This window comes from Ensifer sp. ENS10 (assembly GCF_014852025.1).
In the GTDB taxonomy this organism is placed as follows: domain Bacteria; phylum Pseudomonadota; class Alphaproteobacteria; order Rhizobiales; family Rhizobiaceae; genus Ensifer.
Genome location: NZ_JACVAS010000006.1, coordinates 203,636 through 222,276, shown reverse-complemented (window position 1 = coordinate 222,276; position 18,641 = coordinate 203,636). Strand labels below are relative to the sequence as shown.

General features: G+C 63.2%; 17 protein-coding genes. 9 read left to right on the top strand and 8 right to left on the bottom strand.

The genetic code is table 11. The features are described 5' to 3' along the window. Positions 1-34 precede the first annotated feature (34 nt). The 4 genes from IB265_RS21575 to IB265_RS21560 all read left to right on the top strand — a co-directional run bounded on the left by IB265_RS21575 (position 35) and on the right by IB265_RS21560 (position 4,950). Complete coding sequence (locus tag IB265_RS21575) at positions 35-760, top strand: ABC transporter ATP-binding protein (protein WP_057255089.1); 726 nt, start codon at positions 35-37, stop codon at positions 758-760. After that, positions 757-3,309: an ABC transporter permease gene (locus IB265_RS21570; protein ID WP_057254908.1), complete on the top strand. Its 2,553-nt coding sequence runs from the start codon at positions 757-759 to the stop codon at positions 3,307-3,309. The genes IB265_RS21575 and IB265_RS21570 overlap by 4 nt, the downstream gene beginning before the upstream one ends. Before the next feature lie 223 nt (positions 3,310-3,532). Further along, the gene (locus tag IB265_RS21565) at positions 3,533-4,270 is read left to right on the top strand and encodes a Bax inhibitor-1/YccA family protein (RefSeq protein ID WP_057254909.1); all 738 of its coding nucleotides are present in this window, start codon (positions 3,533-3,535) and stop codon (positions 4,268-4,270) included. Between the two features lie 122 nt (positions 4,271-4,392). Next, positions 4,393-4,950: a GNAT family N-acetyltransferase gene (locus IB265_RS21560; RefSeq protein WP_057255090.1), complete on the top strand. Its 558-nt coding sequence runs from the start codon at positions 4,393-4,395 to the stop codon at positions 4,948-4,950. A 224-nt stretch (positions 4,951-5,174) separates the two neighbouring features. Here IB265_RS21560 and IB265_RS21555 read toward each other — a convergent pair whose 3' ends face one another. The 3 genes from IB265_RS21555 to acnA all read right to left on the bottom strand — a co-directional run bounded on the left by IB265_RS21555 (position 5,175) and on the right by acnA (position 9,563). Next, entirely contained in the window at positions 5,175-5,579 is a 405-nt protein-coding gene (locus tag IB265_RS21555; protein WP_057254910.1) for a DUF2794 domain-containing protein, read from the bottom strand. Between the two features lie 313 nt (positions 5,580-5,892). Next, positions 5,893-6,666 (bottom strand): thioredoxin family protein, encoded by a 774-nt coding sequence (locus IB265_RS21550; RefSeq protein ID WP_082616169.1) that lies wholly within the window; start codon positions 6,664-6,666, stop codon positions 5,893-5,895. Between the two features lie 206 nt (positions 6,667-6,872). Further along, entirely contained in the window at positions 6,873-9,563 is a 2,691-nt protein-coding gene (gene acnA, locus IB265_RS21545; RefSeq protein ID WP_057254911.1) for an aconitate hydratase AcnA, read from the bottom strand. A gap of 268 nt (positions 9,564-9,831) precedes the next feature. Here acnA and ccmA point away from each other — a divergent pair, with 268 nt between their 5' ends. The 5 genes from ccmA to IB265_RS21520 all read left to right on the top strand — a co-directional run bounded on the left by ccmA (position 9,832) and on the right by IB265_RS21520 (position 12,891). Then, positions 9,832-10,482, top strand: a complete 651-nt coding sequence (gene ccmA, locus IB265_RS21540) for a heme ABC exporter ATP-binding protein CcmA (RefSeq protein WP_057254912.1) — start codon at positions 9,832-9,834, stop codon at positions 10,480-10,482. Between the two features lie 36 nt (positions 10,483-10,518). Beyond that, complete coding sequence (ccmB, locus tag IB265_RS21535) at positions 10,519-11,178, top strand: heme exporter protein CcmB (protein ID WP_034802831.1); 660 nt, start codon at positions 10,519-10,521, stop codon at positions 11,176-11,178. Between the two features lie 164 nt (positions 11,179-11,342). Further along, on the top strand, positions 11,343-12,113 hold the full coding sequence (locus IB265_RS21530) for a heme ABC transporter permease (RefSeq protein WP_057254913.1): 771 nt from the start codon (positions 11,343-11,345) through the stop codon (positions 12,111-12,113). Then, positions 12,110-12,286 (top strand): heme exporter protein CcmD, encoded by a 177-nt coding sequence (ccmD, locus tag IB265_RS21525; protein ID WP_082616171.1) that lies wholly within the window; start codon positions 12,110-12,112, stop codon positions 12,284-12,286. The genes IB265_RS21530 and ccmD overlap by 4 nt, the downstream gene beginning before the upstream one ends. Next, positions 12,283-12,891 (top strand): DsbE family thiol:disulfide interchange protein, encoded by a 609-nt coding sequence (locus IB265_RS21520; RefSeq protein WP_057254914.1) that lies wholly within the window; start codon positions 12,283-12,285, stop codon positions 12,889-12,891. The genes ccmD and IB265_RS21520 overlap by 4 nt, the downstream gene beginning before the upstream one ends. Before the next feature lie 358 nt (positions 12,892-13,249). Here the strand turns inward: IB265_RS21520 and IB265_RS21515 are convergent, their stop codons facing one another. From IB265_RS21515 to dapF, 5 genes are all read right to left on the bottom strand, one after another. Further along, complete coding sequence (locus IB265_RS21515) at positions 13,250-13,843, bottom strand: DUF2585 domain-containing protein (RefSeq protein WP_057254915.1); 594 nt, start codon at positions 13,841-13,843, stop codon at positions 13,250-13,252. After that, a complete protein-coding gene (locus IB265_RS21510) occupies positions 13,840-14,472 on the bottom strand; it encodes a septation protein A (RefSeq protein ID WP_093233170.1) in 633 nt (210 codons plus the stop codon). Before IB265_RS21510 ends, IB265_RS21515 begins: the two co-directional genes overlap by 4 nt. A 108-nt stretch (positions 14,473-14,580) precedes the next feature. Continuing rightward, complete coding sequence (gene ftsY, locus IB265_RS21505) at positions 14,581-16,356, bottom strand: signal recognition particle-docking protein FtsY (RefSeq protein WP_057254917.1); 1,776 nt, start codon at positions 16,354-16,356, stop codon at positions 14,581-14,583. Between the two features lie 18 nt (positions 16,357-16,374). Further along, positions 16,375-17,649 carry a tRNA (N(6)-L-threonylcarbamoyladenosine(37)-C(2))-methylthiotransferase MtaB gene (gene mtaB, locus IB265_RS21500; RefSeq protein WP_057254918.1) on the bottom strand — a complete coding sequence of 425 codons (1,275 nt, stop codon included), beginning with the start codon at positions 17,647-17,649 and terminating at the stop codon, positions 16,375-16,377. Next, entirely contained in the window at positions 17,646-18,551 is a 906-nt protein-coding gene (dapF, locus tag IB265_RS21495) for a diaminopimelate epimerase (protein ID WP_057255092.1), read from the bottom strand. The genes mtaB and dapF overlap by 4 nt, the downstream gene beginning before the upstream one ends. Positions 18,552-18,641: the final 90 nt, after the last annotated feature.

The following is an 18,641-nucleotide window of genomic DNA, read 5'->3' as shown; positions in this document are numbered from 1 at the left end:
TGTTCCCCATTTCGTTCATATAGGGTTGTTTCGCTTGGCCAGCACCATCATCGAACTCAAAAACGCGGATCTGACGCTCGGGGAGGCGGCGGCCTCGGTGCACGTGCTGAAGGGCATGAGCCTCACGATCGATGCCGGCGAGTCCGTCGGGATCGTTGGTCCGTCGGGTTCGGGGAAGTCGACGTTGCTGATGGTGCTTGCCGGGCTCGAGCGGCTGGATAGCGGTGAGATCGTCATCGACGGTACGCCGTTGCATCGGCTTGACGAGGACCGGGTGGCGGACTTCCGCGGGCGCAACATCGGCATCGTCTTCCAGTCCTTCCACCTCATCCCCAACATGACCGCGCTCGAAAACGTCGCGGTGCCGCTCGAACTCGCCAATGTGGCCGGCGCCTTCGAGATCGCGCGCAAGGAACTCGTCGCCGTCGGTCTCGGCGAGCGGCTCAGCCACTATCCCGGCCAGCTTTCCGGCGGCGAACAGCAGCGCGTGGCGATCGCTCGCGCCTTGGCGCCTTCGCCGAAACTGCTAATCGCCGACGAGCCGACGGGCAACCTCGACGCCGAAACCGGACGCCAGATCGCCGATCTGCTTTTCGCCGAACAGCGTGACCGCGGCATGACACTCGTTCTCGTGACGCATGATGCGGCTCTTGCCGCACGTTGCGTGCGGCAAGTCCGCGTCCGCTCCGGCGAGATTGTCGCCGGCGGCGAGGCGGGGCCGCTTGCGGTGACGCCGCGCCAGGAGGCGGCCTCGGCATGAGCGGCGCGTCATCGGTTCGGCTGCGGCCGCTGCTTGCCCTTCGCCTGGCACTGCGCGAAATGCGCGGCGGGCTTAGAGGTTTCTACATTTTCCTCGCCTGCATCGCGCTCGGGACCGCGGCGATTGCCGGCGTCAATTCGCTGTCGCAATCGATCACCGCGACGATCGCGACGCAGGGGCAGGAACTGCTCGCCGGCGACATCCGCTTCGAGCTCAACAATCGCGTGGCGACCGCGGACGAGCGCGCCTATCTCGACAGTCTCGGAACCGTCGCGGTTTCCGCCGGCTTGCGGTCGATGGCGCGGTTGCCCGACGGATCCAACCAGGCGCTGGTCGAACTGAAGGCGATCGATGCCGCCTACCCGCTCTACGGCGCGCTGGAAAGCGAGCCGAGCCGTCCGCTGCATGAGCTTTTGGCGCGCGATGGCGAGACCTTTGGCGCCGTCGTGGCGCCGCTGCTGCTCGACCGTCTTGGCGTGCAGGTGGGAGATGAGATCCTTCTCGGCAACGCCAGGATCCGGATCTCCGGCACGATCGTGCGCGAGCCGGACGCCTTGTCCGACGGCTTCGGCTTTGCCCCCCGCCTGATGGTCTCGGCCGAGGCGCTGGCCGTGAGCGGCCTGGTGCAGACAGGAAGCCTTGTCGAGCACAGCTACAAGGTAAAGGTCGCGGGCCCGGCGCAGCTCGCGGCCATTCGCACCGACGCCGAGAAGCGCTTTCCGGCGGCCGGCTGGTCGATCCGCACCAGCGCCAACGCCGCGCCGTCATTGACGGCGAACATCACCCGCTTTTCGCAGTTCCTGACGCTTGTCGGGCTGACGGCGCTGATCGTCGGCGGCGTCGGCGTCGCCAACGCGGTGCGCGCCTATCTCGACCAGAAGCGCAGCGTGATCGCCACCTTCAAATGCCTGGGCGCTCCTGCCTCGCTGGTGGCGATGATCTATCTCGCGCAGATCCTGATGATCGCCTTGATCGGCATCGTGATCGGCCTCGCCCTCGGCATGCTGATCCCCTTCATCGCAGCGCAGTTCCTGGCAGATTTATTGCCGATCTCGACGGAGTTTCATCTCTATCCGGGGGCGCTCGGTCTTGCCGCGCTCTTCGGCGTGCTGACGGCGCTGACTTTTGCCATCCTGCCGCTCGGGCGGGCACGGGCCATTCCGGCAACCGCGCTCTTCCGCCAGCAGGGCTTCGACCCCTCCGGCTTTCCGGCATGGCCCTATTTGCTCGGCGCCGTCGCTTGTCTTGCCGCGCTCGCGGGGCTCGCGATCTGGACGGCCTACGACCGCTATATTTCGCTGGTGTTCCTGGGCGCGATCGCCTTTGCCTTCATTGTCCTGCGCGTCGTCGCGCTCGCGATCGCCTGGCTTGCGCGCCGCAGCCCGCGGGTCAACTCGCCGGCCCTCAGGCTGGCGATCGGCAACATCCATCGCCCCGGCGCACTCACGTCCTCGGTCGTGTTGTCGCTGGGTCTTGGGCTGGCGCTGCTTGTAACGTTGGCTCTGATCGACGGCAATCTGCGCCGCGAGCTTACCGGCAGCATGGCGGAGCGGGCGCCGAACTTCTTCTTCGTCGATATCCAGGGCAACGAGATCGAAGGCTTCCGCTCGGTGCTCAACCGGACGATCCCGAAGGGCAAGGTCATCGAGGTGCCGATGCTGCGTGGCCGGATCATTGCCTTCAACGGTGAGGACGTGAACAGCCGCAACGTGCCGCCCGGCGGCCAATGGGTGCTGCGCGGCGACCGCGGCATCACCTATGCCAAGAACAAGCCGGAGAACGCGACGCTTTCCGCGGGCACGTGGTGGCCGGCCGACTATAGTAGCGAGCCCTTGGTTTCCTTCTCGGCGGAAGAGGCCGGCGAACTCGGCCTGAAGATCGGCGACACCGTGACCGTCAACGTGCTTGGTCGCAACATCACCGCCAAGATCGCCAATTTCCGCAACGTCGAGTGGGAATCGCTTTCGATCAACTTCGTCATGGTGTTTTCGCCGAACACCTTTGCCGGTGCGCCGCATGCGTGGTTGGCAACGGTCATCGATCCGGCAGCGACGCCGGAAGAGGAGGCGGCGGTGCTGAAGGCCGTCACCAACGCCTATCCGACGATCACAAGCGTGCGGGTGAAGGATGCTCTCGACATCGTGAACGGGCTGCTTGGACAGTTGGCAACCGCCATCCGGGCAGCCGCCGCGGTGGCGCTCGTCGCCTCCGTCCTGGTGCTTGCCGGTGCGCTCGCCGCTGGCAACCGGGCGCGCGTCCATGATGCCGTGGTGCTGAAAACGCTGGGTGCGACGCGCGCGACCCTCATCCGGGCGTTCAGCTACGAATATGCCATTCTCGGCCTCGCAACTGCGGTTTTCGCGCTGTTTGCCGGCGGAGTTGCCGCTTGGTTCGTCGTCAGCCGCATCATGAAGTTGCCGTCAGACTTCCTGCCGGATGTCGCCATCCTGACCGTCGTCGGGGCGCTGGTGATGACCGTCGGCATCGGTCTTGCCGGTACCTGGCGTATTCTCGGGCAGAAGGCGGCGCCGGTCCTGCGGGAGCTTTGAGCGGTGAAGTTAACCGTAAATCCCTGTCGTGAATGCCGGAAACGGCCGGATGCGTTCGAATCCAGCGGCTTCGGGTCTTGTACGCAACGGGTTTCGGCATCATATTTATCCACAGGCATGCTGGAGCTCCGCAGCGGCGCCTGGGCGTGGAAGCCAGCCTTCCAAAGCGAGACTGTTCGCCGCCCGACACCGTAACTTCCACCGGAGCTTAAATGAGGAAACAATGGCTGATCTGAGAAACTACCAAACCCGAATGTCGCCCGCCGGCGCTCAGGCGGGTGCCGTGATCGATGAGGGCCTTCGCGCGTACATGCTGAAGGTCTACAACCTGATGGCCCTGGGCCTGGCGATCACCGGCGTGGCAGCTTACGGAACCTATGCGCTTGCCGCCTCCAATCCGGCATTCGCCCAGCTCATCTACGCTTCGCCCCTGAAGTGGGTCGTGATGCTGGCGCCGCTGGCGATGGTCTTCTTCATGAGCTTCCGCATTAATTCGATGAGCGTCTCCGCAGCACAGACGACGTTCTGGATCTACGCCGCCCTGATGGGCCTGTCGCTGTCGTCGATCTTCCTGGTTTTCACCGGCCAGAGCATCGTGCAGACGTTCTTCGTCACGGCCGCTTCGTTCGGCGCTCTGTCGCTCTACGGCTACACGACCAAGAAGGACCTGTCGGGCTTCGGCACGTTCCTGATCATGGGCCTCTTCGGCCTGATCATCGCGTCGATCGTCAACATCTTCCTTGCTTCGTCGGCCCTCGGCTTCGCGATCTCCGTGATCGGTGTTCTGATCTTCGCTGGCCTCACCGCCTACGACACGCAGAAGATCAAGGAAATGTACTACGAAGCCGATGACAGCACCGTTGCCGGCCGCAAGGCGATCATGGGCGCGCTGACGCTCTACCTCGACTTCATCAACCTGTTCATGTTCCTGCTGCAGTTCATGGGCAACCGGAACAACTAAGCTTGAAACGAATAGCGGAAAAGGCGGCCTCGGCCGCCTTTTTTGTTGCCGGAAGTAGTTGATCGCGTCCCGGCCCCCATGGGAGTAAAGGACGACGAAACCTCGAGATGCAGTTTACCGCCATGTCCCTGAGTCTGCGTGACGCCACCTTGGCCGACCTTCCTGCCATCGCAGCGATCTATCGCGAATCCGTACTGAACGGCGTCGCCACCTATGAGATCGAACCTCCTTCCGAAGCGGAGATGCGAAACCGCTTCGAGACGATCATCGGCAACGGCTACCCCTATGTGGTCGCATGCGATGGCAGCGGATCGATCGTCGGCTATGCCTATGCGTCCGCCTTCCGGACGCGCACGGCCTATCGCTTTCTGGTCGAGGATTCGATCTACCTGGCGCCGGAAGCGCGCGGCAAGGGTGCTGGCAAGGCGCTGCTCGTCGAACTCATTCGTCGTTGCACCGAGCTCGGCTTCCGGCAGATGGTTGCGGTGATCGGCGGTGCCCACCCGGCATCGATCGCCGTACACAGTTCGCTCGGCTTCGAGCATCAGGGCACGATGAAAGCGACTGGCTTCAAGCATGGCCGTTGGCTCGACACGGCGATCATGCAGCTCGCGCTTGGCGAGGGCCAGAAGAGCGATCCGCCGGAAGACATCTATCCAGACACGCTCTATCAGAACTGATCGTCGCCTCGCGGACGCCCGACATGCGCTGATTGCAGTCGGCCGTCCCGGGGCGGGTCAAAGCCCTGCGTCGGAAGAGGTCGCCGCGCATCTCACCGGGACGCCGGTGCGGATCAGGTCTTAAGGCGCGTCGCGATCTTGCAGGTCCGCTCCCAGCGCTTCAAGCTTCTGATATTTCGCATGTCGTTATCGCAAAACCGCTGCGCACCTTTGCGCGGCATGCTTCAGGTTTCCACCAGCTTCAGGACCTTGTCGAACACCTTGAGCACCTGGGCGAGCTCGTGGCCGCGTTTCAGGATCGTGCCGTGAATGTTCAGCACGCTATAGGCGCCCTGTTTCGTCGACAGCTTCGGGTTCTTCTCGATCCGGTAGAGCGGCATTTCTCCCGAACGCTTGAACACCGAGAAGACCGCGCGGTCCTTCAGGTGGTCGATGGCGTAGTCCCGCCATTCGCCTTCGCCGACCATTCGACCGTAGACCCAAAGGATTTGGTCCAACTCGCGGCGATGGAAAGTGATGGGGGGAGGGTTCTTGGCGTTCTTGTATTCGTGAAGATGGACGACCACTTCGGAAGTGATCTCGCGCTGATGGCGCGCCTCGCCTTGCGGCAAATCCGGCTCATCGGTCATCGGCAATCCGGCCTTCTGTTGTGACAGAACGATAACAGTGTGCCTGACGTGAGCCGAAAAGCAAGCCGGAAGCCGTTGGACGAAGAGGGCATTTCTTACCTCTGCCCCATTTCAGTCAAATCGCCGCCCCAATTCACCGCAAAACTCGCGAGCGCTGACGGACAGAGTCGTTGCCACCGTATGTCCGGTCAGGTCGTCATGCTGCGGGAGTTCACCGAACGCAGCCATGGCCGGTTCGGTCCGGTAACTTCGAACCCTCAGCCCCAGCCCCTCGATGCTGCCGGGCCGAACCACCCCCTTGCGCCGCGCCCGCTTACAATTTGCCTTGCGGGCCGGCGAGCACGGCCGTGGCGCCGATGATCGCGCCCGGCGTTTCCTTGTCCTTCATCGATTGCAAGAGAACGGCACAGCCGCTGTTGCCGGGCCGCTCGGTCAGAACCGTTGCGGGAAGGGTGAAGGTTGCCGGCTTTCCGTCCCACATGCCGATCGTCTGAATGTCGCGCACGGCATGCCAGTAGGGGATTTCCTTGCCGCTGTTCTCCCCCTTCTCCATCTTCACCACTTTCGCGCGGTCGAAATAGACGACGACGACGTTCGCCTTGCCGATGCCGCTACCGACGTTGATCTGGATTTCTTCGCCCTCAATCTTCGCCTCGACGGGAACGGCAAGCCCCTTGCCTTCGGCCTTCATCGTCTCCAGCCGCGTCTTGATCGCCTGAAGATTGCCGCCGTTGACATGGTCGCGCCCGTTCAGGATCGCCTGGGGCGTATAGACGCCATTGCGACCGAGCATCCGGGCATAGGCATATTGCCGTTCGGTATTTTCCTTGGAGGCCAGTGTGTCGGCCCAACCGAGATAGTTCCAGTAGTCGACATGGTAGGCGAGCGCCACGACATCACCGCCATCGACAAGCGCCTTCAGCGCCGCATCGGCCGGCGGGCAGGAGGAACAGCCCTGGCTGGTGAACAGTTCCACGACGCCTTTGATCACCTGTCCGTCCTGTGCCCCGGCCGGTGCACCAGCGGCTGCGAACAGCCCGAAAGCCAGTGCAAAAGGGCGAATGAAAGAACGGTCTGCGGATGTCATGGCGTCACTTCGTTGGGGGCCGTCGGCCTACTCCTTATGGGGGAGTTCATTACATACGCCGGCCACGCATCAACGGGAAGTCACGTTGGAGTGAGGTGGCGGGTGAGCACAGGCTTGTGTTGGGACGTTTTGGGATTTGACAACCAAAGAAAGAGCCGGGTCGCCTCTCGGCGTCCCGGCTCCAATGCTTCGCGATGGTCTGGCGATCAGGCGGCGAGGTCGCGCAGAACCGTCTGCAGGATGCCGCCGTTGTTGACGTAGGTCACTTCGTCCAGCGTATCGATCCGGCAGATCAGCGGAATTTCCTTCGCGCTGCCGTCGCCATAGGTGACCTTGGCAACGCGCTTTTCGCGAGGCTGGACATTGGCGAGGTTGTCGATGGTGACGATTTCATCGCCCTTGAGGCCCAGCGATTCCCAGGTCGTGCCTTCTTCGAAGACGAAGGGGATGACGCCCATGCCGACCAGGTTCGAGCGGTGGATACGCTCGAACGACTGCGCGATGACGGCCTTGACGCCGAGCAGATTGGTGCCCTTCGCAGCCCAGTCGCGCGACGAACCGTTGCCGTATTCGACGCCGGCGAAGATGACGAGCGGAACGCCCTCTTCCTTGTATTGCATGGCGGCGTCGTAGATCGACATCTCTTCCTTCGACGGATAGTGGATGGTGTAGCCACCTTCCTTGCCGTTCGGGCCGAGCATGTGGTTGCGGATGCGGATGTTGGCAAACGTGCCGCGCATCATCACCTCATGGTTGCCGCGACGCGTACCGTACTGGTTGAAGTCGGCAACGCCGACGCCATGACCGATGAGGTAGGCACCAGCCGGCGAGGCAGCCTTGATCGAACCGGCCGGCGAGATGTGGTCGGTGGTGATCTTGTCTCCGAATAGGCCGAGGACGCGCGCGCCCTTGATGTCGGAGATGCCCGAGCCGGACTTGCCCATGCCGACGAAGTAGGGTGGGTTCTGCACGTAGGTCGAGCCATCGTCCCAGGCGTAGGTCTGGCCCGGAGGAACCTGAACGGCCTGCCAGTTTTCGTCGCCCTTGAAGACGTCCGCGTACTTGGTCGCGTAGAGTTCGCGGGTGACGTACTTGAAGATGAACTCCTGGATTTCCTTGGAGGTCGGCCAGATGTCCTTGAGGAAGACCGGGTTGCCGTCCTTGTCTTCGCCGAGCGGTTCGTTGGTCAGGTCCTTCTGGACCGTACCGGCGAGTGCATAGGCGACGACGAGCGGCGGCGAGGCGAGGTAGTTTGCCTGGACGTCCGGCGAGATACGGCCTTCGAAGTTGCGGTTGCCGGAGAGAACGCCGGCGGCGATCAGGCCCTTGTCGTTGATCGTCTTCGAGATCGGCGCCGGCAGCGGACCGGAGTTGCCGATGCAGGTGGTGCAGCCGAAGCCGACGAGGTTGAAGCCGAGCGCGTCGAGGTCCTTCTGCAGGCCGGACTTGGCCAGGTACTCACCGACGACCTGCGATCCCGGTGCGAGCGAGGTCTTGACCCAGGGCTTGGACTTCAGGCCCTTGGCAACGGCGTTGCGGGCGAGCAGGCCGGCGGCGATCAGAACCGACGGGTTGGAGGTGTTGGTGCACGACGTGATCGCAGCGATGGCAACGTCGCCATGGCCGAGATCGAAATCGGTGCCTTCTACGGCGTAGCGGTTCGAAAGCTGGCCCGGCTTCTTGTAGTCGCCTTCGAGTGCGGTTGCGAAGCCCGACGCGATGCTTTCGAGCGGGATGCGGCCTTCCGGACGCTTCGGGCCGGCCATGGCAGGTACGACGTCGCCGAGGTCGAGTTCCAGCGTGTCGGTAAAGACAAGCTCCGAGCCGTCACCGTCGCGCCACATGCCCTGGGCCTTGGAATAGGCTTCGACGAGCGAAATGCGCTGCTCTTCGCGGCCGGACATGGTGAGGTAGTTGATGGTTTCGCTGTCGACCGGGAAGAAGCCGCAGGTCGCGCCGTATTCCGGACCCATGTTGCCGATGGTGGCGCGGTCGGCGAGCGTCATGTTGTCGAGGCCCGGGCCGAAGAATTCGACGAACTTCGAAACCACGCCCTTCTTGCGCAGCATCTGAACGACCATGAGCACGAGGTCGGTCGCGGTGACGCCCTCTTTCAGCTTGCCCGTCAGCTTGAAGCCGATGACCTCAGGCAGAAGCATGGAGACCGGCTGGCCGAGCATCGCGGCTTCAGCTTCGATACCGCCAACGCCCCAGCCGAGAACGCCAAGGCCGTTGATCATGGTGGTGTGGCTGTCGGTGCCGACGCAGGTATCCGGGTAGGCGGTGATTTCGCCGTCTTCTTCACGGGTCCAGACGGTCTGGCCCAGATATTCCAGATTGACCTGGTGACAGATGCCGGTGCCGGGCGGCACGACGCGGAAGTTCTTGAACGCCTGCTGGCCCCACTTCAGGAAGCGGTAGCGCTCGCCGTTGCGCTGGTATTCCAGCTCGACGTTGCGGGCAAAGGCGTTCGGCGTGCCGAATTCGTCGACGATGACGGAGTGGTCGATGACGAGGTCGACGGGAACGAGCGGGTTGATCTTTTCCGGGTCGCCGCCGAGCGAGACCATGGCGTCGCGCATTGCAGCGAGGTCGACTACGGCGGGAACGCCGGTGAAGTCCTGCATCAGCACGCGGGCCGGGCGGTAGGCGATTTCGTTTTCAGCGGTGCCCTTGTCGTCGAGCCAGGCGGCAACGTTCTCGATGTCCTTCTTGGTGACGGAGCGGCCGTCTTCATTGCGCAGCAGGTTCTCGAGCAGAACCTTCATCGAGTAGGGCAGCTTGGAAACGCCGGCGAGACCGTTCGCCTCCGCCTTCGGCAGGCTGTAATAGACGTAGTCCACACCGTTGACGGTGAGCGTGGAGCGACAATTGAAGCTGTCTAGGGATTTGGACACTGGATAATACCCCGTTCCGTCTGATCGCCAAAAACTGACGTACGAACGCCCGAGCGCAATGAAGCGCGAATTGGGATGCGGGTGCGGCCATTTCCGCTGTCCGTACGTGGAAATTCATTCCATGTTCGGCGCTAGGATGAAATTCACGCCGACCGCTGGCGTGTTGGCCGCCTTATAGATAATTTCTCCAAAACGTGCCAGAGCAACGAAGGTCCAATTGGAACTTTTTTTGCTCTGCGGAAGACACGCGAAGGGAAGTCTAATATTCATGCGCCTGCTGGCTGAAGGTTTGAGTGCGAAGCGCGGCGAGGATCTGATTTTTAACGATATTTCCTTTGCGCTCGATACCGGTGAGGCCCTTGTGGTGACGGGTCCGAACGGCTCGGGAAAGTCGACTTTGCTGCGGGTTCTGGCCGGGTTGCTGAGCCCCGAAAGCGGACATTTGAAACTTGAGAACGCCCCCCCAGAAATAGCTCACCCATCGGAGCTCAGCCACTATCTCGGGCATCGCAACGCGATGAAGCGCGAATTGACCGTCGCAGAAAATCTTTCCTTCTGGCAGCGTTTCATGGGCGATTCGCCCGGCGGCGTCGGAATCGCTCTTACCGAGGCGGTCGAAGCGGTCGGCCTGCCTGATATCGCGCATCTGCCCTTCGGATATCTCTCGGCCGGTCAGCAACGCCGCATGGCGATGGCGAAGCTGCTCGTCGCCCATCGCCCGATCTGGATTCTCGACGAGCCGACCGCGGCACTCGACGCCGGCGCCGATCGGCTGTTTGCCGACCTGGTAAAGGCGCATCTCGGGAAGGGCGGCATCGTGATCGCAGCGACGCATCAACCGCTGGGGCTCGATCAAACGAGGGAATTGCACATGAAGGGCTTCGAGCATTTCGCGGGAGGGCTCTGGCATGATGCGTAAAAGCGCGTCCGTGCTCGCTGCCGGGAGAGTGCCGGCATGATCGCGCTCTTCTTCCGCGATCTGAAGCTGTCGATACGCGCCGGCGGCGGCGCGATGATCGGCGTGCTCTTCTTCATGACCGTGGTCGCGGTCATTCCCTTCGGCGTCGGCCCGGATCTGAACCTGCTTTCGCGCATCGGCCCGGCGATCCTCTGGATCGGCGCGCTGCTCGCCTCGCTACTCGGTCTCGACCGCCTGTTCCAGGCGGAGCGGGACGACGGTTCGCTCGACCTGATGCTGATGCAGGAGACGCCGCTGCTTTTCACCGTCTTCGTCAAATGCGCGGCCCATTGGGCAGCGACCGGCCTGCCGCTGGTGATCGCCTCGCCCTTGCTCGGTCTCTTCATGAACATGAGCGAGATCGCGATCGGCGCCACCATGCTGACGCTTCTGATCGGCACGCCGGCGATCACCTTCATCGGTGCGGTCGGCGCTGCCGTCGCCGTGTCGCTGCCACGCGGCGGGCTGCTGGTGTCGATCTTGGTGCTGCCGCTTGCGATCCCGGTGCTGATCTTCGGCGTCAGCGCCGTCTATGCGGCGATCGAGGACCCGGCGCCGTTCCTGCCGCCCCTGATGATCCTCGCGGCGATCACCCTGTTCTTTGCCGTCATCGGGCCGGTTGCCGCCGCCGCAGCACTTCGGCACGCGTCCGATTGACGCAATAGGAGCGGAACGGCTGAAACAGTTTGCGGTTTTCCGTCGCAGCCGTCGCTAAGTCCTTCAGATCGATCACGTTTATGATTGAAGGCCCCAACTGATCGTGATCGGTCGATTGACGCGGATCAATTGCAGCAGGGGGACTTAAGCGCTAAAGAGCGATCATGAGCGAAAACAGCCTGGCCATCCGCAAATTCAGCGATCTCGCCAACCCGACACGGTTCCTGGCGCTGGCCGACCGTCTGCTGCCGTGGCTAGCCGGCCTGACCGCGGTGTTCTTCGTCGTCGGCCTCTGGCTGTCCTTCGCCACAGAAGGCGACTACCAGCAGGGCGAGACGGTGCGCATCATGTATGTGCACGTGCCCGCTGCCTGGCTGTCGATGATGTGTTATTCGGTGATGGCGCTGGCAGCGCTTGGCACGCTCGTTTGGCGCCATCCGCTGGCAGATGTTTCTTCGCGCGCGGCCGCGCCGATCGGCGCCTGTTTCACTTTCCTGGCGCTCGTCACCGGCTCGCTTTGGGGCAAGCCGATGTGGGGCACCTGGTGGGTCTGGGACGCGCGGCTGACGTCGGTCTTTGTGCTGTTCCTCATGTATCTGGGACTGATGGCGCTCAACCGCGCGATCGACGACCCCGCACGGTCTTCCAAGGTTTCCGCAGTGCTGGTGCTGGTCGGTTTCGTCAATATCCCGATCATCAAGTTCTCGGTCGAATGGTGGAACACGCTGCATCAACCGGCGAGCGTCATGCGGCTCGACGGGCCGACGATCGATCCCGAGTTCCTGTGGCCGCTGATCGTGATGGCGGTTGCCTTCACGCTTCTGTTCTTCACGCTGCACATCGCCGCCATGCGCAACGAAATCCTGCGCCGGCGGGTCACTGCGCTGCGCCGTCTGGCGGCGCGCAGCGCTGGCCGGGGAGCGCGCACGAAATGATGAGCCACGCCGCTTACGTCTTCACGAGTTATGGAATAGCGACGCTGACCGTCCTCGGCCTGATCGGCTGGGTGGTTCTGGATGGGCGCGCGCGCCGGCGCGAACTTGCCGAGCTCGAAGCATCCGGCATCCGCAGGCGCTCGGCCGAACCGGCGTCGGGAGAGACACGATGACCAGCACTCCTGCGCCCGGCAGCGACGAGCGCAAACCGGGGCCGATGCGTTTCGTGCTCGCGGCACTGCCGCTCATCATTTTCGCCGGGCTTGCGGCGATCTTCTGGAGCCAACTCAATTCCGGCAAGGACGTGAGCGAGATCCCGTCCGCACTGATCGGCACGAAGGCGCCGAAACTCGACCTTCCTGCACTCGAAGGGGCGACCCGCGATGGCCAGCCGATGCCGGCGCTGACCGACGTGGCGATCAAAGGCAAGCTGACGCTCGTCAACGTCTGGGCCTCCTGGTGCGTGCCCTGCCGTCAGGAGCATCCCTTCATTCTGGAACTGTCGAAGGACCCGCGGCTCACCGTCGTCGGCATCAATTACAAGGACCAGAACGAAAACGCGCTGCGTTTCCTCGGCGAGCTCGGCAATCCATTTTCCGCCGTCGGCGTCGATCCCCGCGGCAAGGCGGCGATCGATTGGGGTGTCTACGGTATTCCGGAATCCTATCTGGTCGGCGCCGATGGCACGATCCTCTACAAGCGTGTCGGCCCGTTCGACGAGAACAGCGTCAAGAATGGACTGCTGCCGGCCATCGAGAAGGCTACCGCCGGCTCGTGAGTGGTTCGGGCCATTTCGAGAGCAGTTGGGGCTGTAAAACCTGACCGAGAACCGGGGCAGTTTTTCGCCGGGGGCTACTTCACCCACCTCATCCCTGTGCTTGTCACAGGGATCCAGCCACGGTGCGTCTGCACCGTGAATGACATCCCGACCAGAAGCAGCCACAGCTCGCCTAGCGGCACATTTCTGAAAAGTTCGCTTCCGGCCGGAACTTTCCAGTCGGAACAGAGCTCCCCAGCGCCGCGGACGCGGCGCTGCTGGATCCCTGTGACAAGCACAGGGATGAGGGAGGCTGAGGGAACGGTTCGCTTCCGATAGATATCTGGATGTGAAAGGTTGGCCTATACGCCGAGCCCGACTAAATCCCCGCCTGCCAATCCCTGACGGCATCGAGCGGCCAGACCAGCATCAGCACGTTCAAAGTGAGGTTGTCGCGGATCAGCCAACCAGTGAAAAGCTCGAAGACGATGGCGATCGTGACCGTCAGCCAGACGGGCATGCGGGCCGCGAACATAAAGCCCGCGACCATCGCCAGGGTGTCCATGGTCGAATTCAGGATGCTGTCGCCGAAATAGTCGAGCGAGATCGTCGCCGATCGGTAGCGGTTGATCACCATGGGGGTGTTTTCGGCGATTTCCCAGGCGGATTCGATCGCCATCGCCAGGAAGAGCTTTGCCGTCAGCGGCTTGCGGCGCAAAAGCAGGTGGCCGAGGCCGTAGAACAGGAAGCCGTGGATGATGTGGGAGGGTGTGTACCAGTCGGCGATGTGCTGCGAGTTGCCGCTGGATTTGACGACGGGTTCGAAGAGTTTGACGTAGCCGCAGTCGCAGATCCAGATGCGACCCATCAGATGCTGGGTGACGATCTGTATCAGCAGAACCGCGAAACAGGCGGCGAGCCAGAGGAGTGCGTGCCGGTTGCGGCTGTCATTCTCCTCAAGCGCGGTGCTCACTCGGCGTTCTCCTGGTCAAGCGAATGTTTCATGATCAAGGGCATCTGGGCGAGCGTGAAGAGGATGGTGATCGGCATCGTGCCCCAGACCTTGAAGGCGACCCAGAAATCGGTCGAGAACGAACGCCAGACCACTTCGTTGAGCACGGCCAGGAACAGGAAGAACAGGCCCCAGCGCAGCGTGAGCTTGCGCCAGCCGTCCTCGTCGAGCTTGAAGGCGGAGTGAAAGACGTAGCCGAGCAGCGACTTACCGAAGAGAAGACCGCCGAGCAGGATCGCGCCGAACAGCGTGTTGACGATCGTCGGCTTCATCTTGATGAAGGTGTCGTTCTGCAGCCACAGCGTCAGCGCACCGAAGACGAAGACGACGATGCCTGAGATCAGCGGCATCATCGGCAGGGTGCGGGTCAGCATCCAGGAGACGGCGAGCGCGATCGCGGTCGCGGCCATGAACAGGCCGGTGGCGATGAAGATCGGACCGCCGAGCTCGGCGAGCGCCGGGAAATGCCCGGCCAGCCATTCGCCGCGCGAATTGGCGAAGAAGAAGACCATCAGCGGTCCAAGCTCCAGCACCATCTTGAGCAAGGGGCTGACTTCCTTCTGCGGCTTGGTAGCCTCGATCGACGACATTTCCGGGTCCTGTTTCTGCATGTGCCTGCTGCTCATAACACCAGCTTTGCGGCAAAACCATATCAAGGCAACGGCCCCGCGCAAATGCGCGGGCGCAGAACGGCCTCGTCAGGCGGCAACGCCGGCGATCGCTTCGGCGAAATCCTTGGCCTCGAAAGGCTCCAGATCGTCGATGCCTTCACCGACGCCGATAAAATAGACTGGCAGCTTGTGCTTGGCGGAGATGGCAACGAGGATGCCGCCGCGCGCCGTGCCGTCGAGCTTGGTCATGATCAGACCGCTGACGCCGGCGATATTGCGGAAGATCTCGACCTGCTGCAACGCGTTCTGTCCCGTCGTGGCATCAAGCGTCTGCAGCACCGTGTGCGGCGCATCCGGATCGAGCTTGCCGAGCACGCGCACGATCTTCTCAAGTTCGGCCATCAGCTCCGCCTTGTTCTGCAGGCGGCCGGCGGTGTCGATGATCAGCACGTCGGACTTCTTCTCGCGCGCCTGCTGGAACGCTTCATAGGCGAGACCGGCGGCATCGGCGCCAAGCTTGGAGGAAACGATGTCGGACTTGGTGCGCTCCGCCCAGATCTTCAGCTGCTCGATCGCCGCGGCGCGGAAGGTGTCGCCGGCGGCAAGCATGACCTTGAGGCCCGCGCCCGAAAGCTTGGCGGCGAGCTTGCCGATCGTCGTGGTCTTGCCGGTGCCGTTGACGCCGACCACCAGAATGACATGCGGCTTGTGGCTGAGGTCGAGCTCCAGCGGCTTGGCGACGGGAGCGAGCACCTTGGTGATCTCGCCGGCCATGATGCGCGAGACGTCCTCGCCCGAGACATCCTTGCCATAGCGCTCGGAGGCGAGCGTATCGGTGATGCGCATTGCCGTCTCGACGCCGAGGTCGGCCTGGATCAGCAGGTCTTCAAGGTCCTGCAGCGTTGCTTCATCGAGCTTGCGCTTGGTGAAGAGGCTGGCGATCTGGCCGGTGAGCTGCGACGAGGTCCGGGCAAGGCCGCGGCGCAGGCGCTGGTACCAGGTGAGCTTTTCCTTCGGCGCGGCGAAGGGCTCGTCCTTGGGCTTGTTGTCGGTGGTCGCGAAGCCCTTGGGAAGGGCAGGGGCTGCGGCGGCTACCTCTGCTTCGCCGGCCTCGGTCGGCGCGACTTCGGCCACTGCTTCTGCCGCGTCGCTCTCTGTGGTTTCGAAGCTTTTGGGGAGGGCTGCGGCTTCACCCCTCTCTGCCTTGCCGGGCATCTCCCCCACAGGGGGGGAGATTGCGCTGGGCTCGCCCACGGCGTCAGCTACGGGCGTTTCGGCTGTCGTGATGTCGCGTAGTTCCGCTTCGGCATCGTCCGCAGTTGGCAAGGCTTCTGCGGTGCCCTCGATGGTCTCGGCCACGTGGGAGGTTACGATGATCTCAATGGAATCCGCTGGCTTCTCGTCGGCAACAGCTTCCGCGGTCTCGGTGGTTAGAGACGCATCGTCGATGGCTGCCTTGGTCTCCGTCTGATCTCCCTCCTTTTGGGGCAGATGTCCCGAAGGGACAGAAGGGGGTATCGCAACGCTGTCCTCAAACGGTGTGGCTCCGGCCTCGTCACGCGTCAGCTCTTCGGCATCGTCGGAAGCCGGACCGCCCGCAGTCTCGATCTCGGCTTCGAGCACCGGATCGTCCTCGGAGAGCGGCAGCGTCTCGATATCGACAGGCGGCTCGAAGGCGGCGTCCGGGGTCTCTTCGGCAATTTCAGCCGCGGCGACAGGCGCAGACGGTTCCACCGCCTCGGCACTTGGCTCCGCCTCGGGCGAAGAGACAATCGTCTCCTCGGGCACACCTTCCGGCGGCTTCGTCTCCTCCACCGCGCCCTTGCCGAAGGTGAAGATCCTCTTGATGAAACCCATTGCCATTCAGGAATTCCGCATAAATCAGGCCGCAGCCATCTGTTTTACCTGCATCGTCAGATGCTTGCCATTGTGGCCGGTGATTAAGACCGGGACAAGCGCGCGGGCTTTCAGGCCGGCGGCATCGACGAGCGTGAAGTTTTGTGTGTGGGCGAGCCCGTTGTTCTCGACCAGGATCGTCTGCTCGCTGCCGACCATGCCTTCGAGGTGGCGGGCGTAGAGCGTCGTGCCAACCGCGCGCAGACGCGCGGCGCGATCCTTGACGAGCGCCCGGTCGAGCTGCGGCATGCGCGCCGCCGGCGTGCCGGGACGCGGGCTATAGGGAAAGACGTGCAGAAGGGCGATGCCGCAATCCTCGGCGAGCTTCGCGGCATTCTCGAACATCTCCTCGGTCTCCGTCGGGAAACCGGCGATCATGTCGGCGCCAAGACTGATCTCGGGCCGCAGCCGCCGGACTTCATCGGCGAAGGCGCGGGCGTCGGCGCTCAAGTGGCGGCGTTTCATGCGCTTCAGGATCAGGTCGTCGCCGTGCTGCAGCGACAGGTGCAGATGCGGCATGAAGCGCGCTTCATCGGCGATCAGGTCGAAGAGGTGTTTGTCGGCCTCGATGCCGTCGATCGAGGAAAGGCGCAGGCGGCGGATCTCCGGCACCTGCTTCAAAAGCGTCTTGGCAAGCAGGCCGAGCGTCGGGGCACCCGGTAGGTCGGCGCCGTAGCTGGTGGCGTCGACGCCGGTGAGCACGATCTCGCAATAGCCTGTTTCAACGAGCTTGCGGGCCTGGTCGACGACAGCACCCATCGGCACGGAGCGGGAATTGCCGCGGCCATAGGGAATGATGCAGAAGGTGCAGCGATGATCGCAGCCGTTCTGCACCTGGATGAAGGCGCGCACGTGGCCGTCGATGTGCTTGACCATCTGCGGCGCCGTCGCACGCACGCTCATGATGTCGTTGACGCGCAGCTTCTCTTCCGCCGAAACGCCGAAATCGGGCAGCGAGCGATAGGAGGCGCTCTTCAGCTTTTCCTCGTTGCCGAGCACGGCGTCGACCTCGGCCATTTCGGCAAAGGTCTCTTTTTCGGTCTGCGCGGCGCAGCCGGTGACGATGATACGCGCATGCGGATTGTCGCGACGGGCACGACGGATTGCCTGGCGCGCCTGGCGCACCGCCTCGCCGGTGACGGCGCAGGTGTTGACGAGGATGGCGTTGTTCAGCCCTGCTTTCTCGGCTTCGGCCCGCATCACTTCGGATTCGTAGGTATTGAGACGGCAGCCGAAGGTTATGACCTCGACGCCGCTCAAAGCGCCCGCGCTCCGCTGCCCGCGCTCTCCGCCTCGTCGCGCTGCCAGGTGCCGGTGGTCGGGTTCAGTGTGCCGGACCATTCCCATTCGGCCGGGCCGGTCATGATCACGTGATCATCGCGCTCGCGCCATTCGATCGTCAGCGGCCCGCCGGGCACGTTGACGATGACATTGCGGTCGGTGCGCTCGGTGCGGGCGGCACTGACGGCGGCGGCGCAGGCGGCCGAGCCGCAGGCGAGCGTCAGCCCGGCGCCGCGCTCCCAGGTCCGAAGATCCAGTTCGCCGCGCGAAAGCACGCGGGCAATCGAGATGTTGGCGCGCTCGGGGAAGATCGGATGGTTTTCGAGCAACGGGCCGAAGCGCTCGAGATCGTAGGACCAGACGTCGTTGTCGACCCAGAAGATCGCGTGCGGATTGCCCATGGAGGCGACCGAGGGCGAATGCAGCACGGGATTGTCGATCGGGCCGATCTGCAACTCGATGCGGCGCGTGTCGTGAAACTCTTCGGAGAGCGGGATTTCGTTCCAGGCAAAGCGCGGGGTTCCCATGTCGACGGATATGGTGCCGTCGTCGTGTTCCTTGGCTTCGAGCAGGCCGGCGACCGTATGGAATAGGAAGGCCTTCTTGCCGGTTTCGGCGGCGAGCGCCTGGACGACGCAGCGGGTGCCGTTGCCACAGGCCTGGGCCATGGAGCCATCGGAATTGACGATGTCGATCCAGGCATCGGTGCCGGCGGCCTTCGGGTCGTGGATCGCCATGATCTGGTCGAAGGCAGTTGCCGGGTCGGCATTGAGCGCGATCGCGGCCGCCGGCGTCACCCGATCTTTCCGACCGCGCATGTCGACGACAAGGATCTTGTTTCCAAGCCCGTTCATTCTGGCGAATTGCACGTTGTCGGTCATGTAGCGATGGTCCAAACTGGCCCGCGTCAAGCAGGGCACCCTTCATTCGGGCTGTATATGGCGGAAAAGCCCGGAAATTACCAGTGCCGC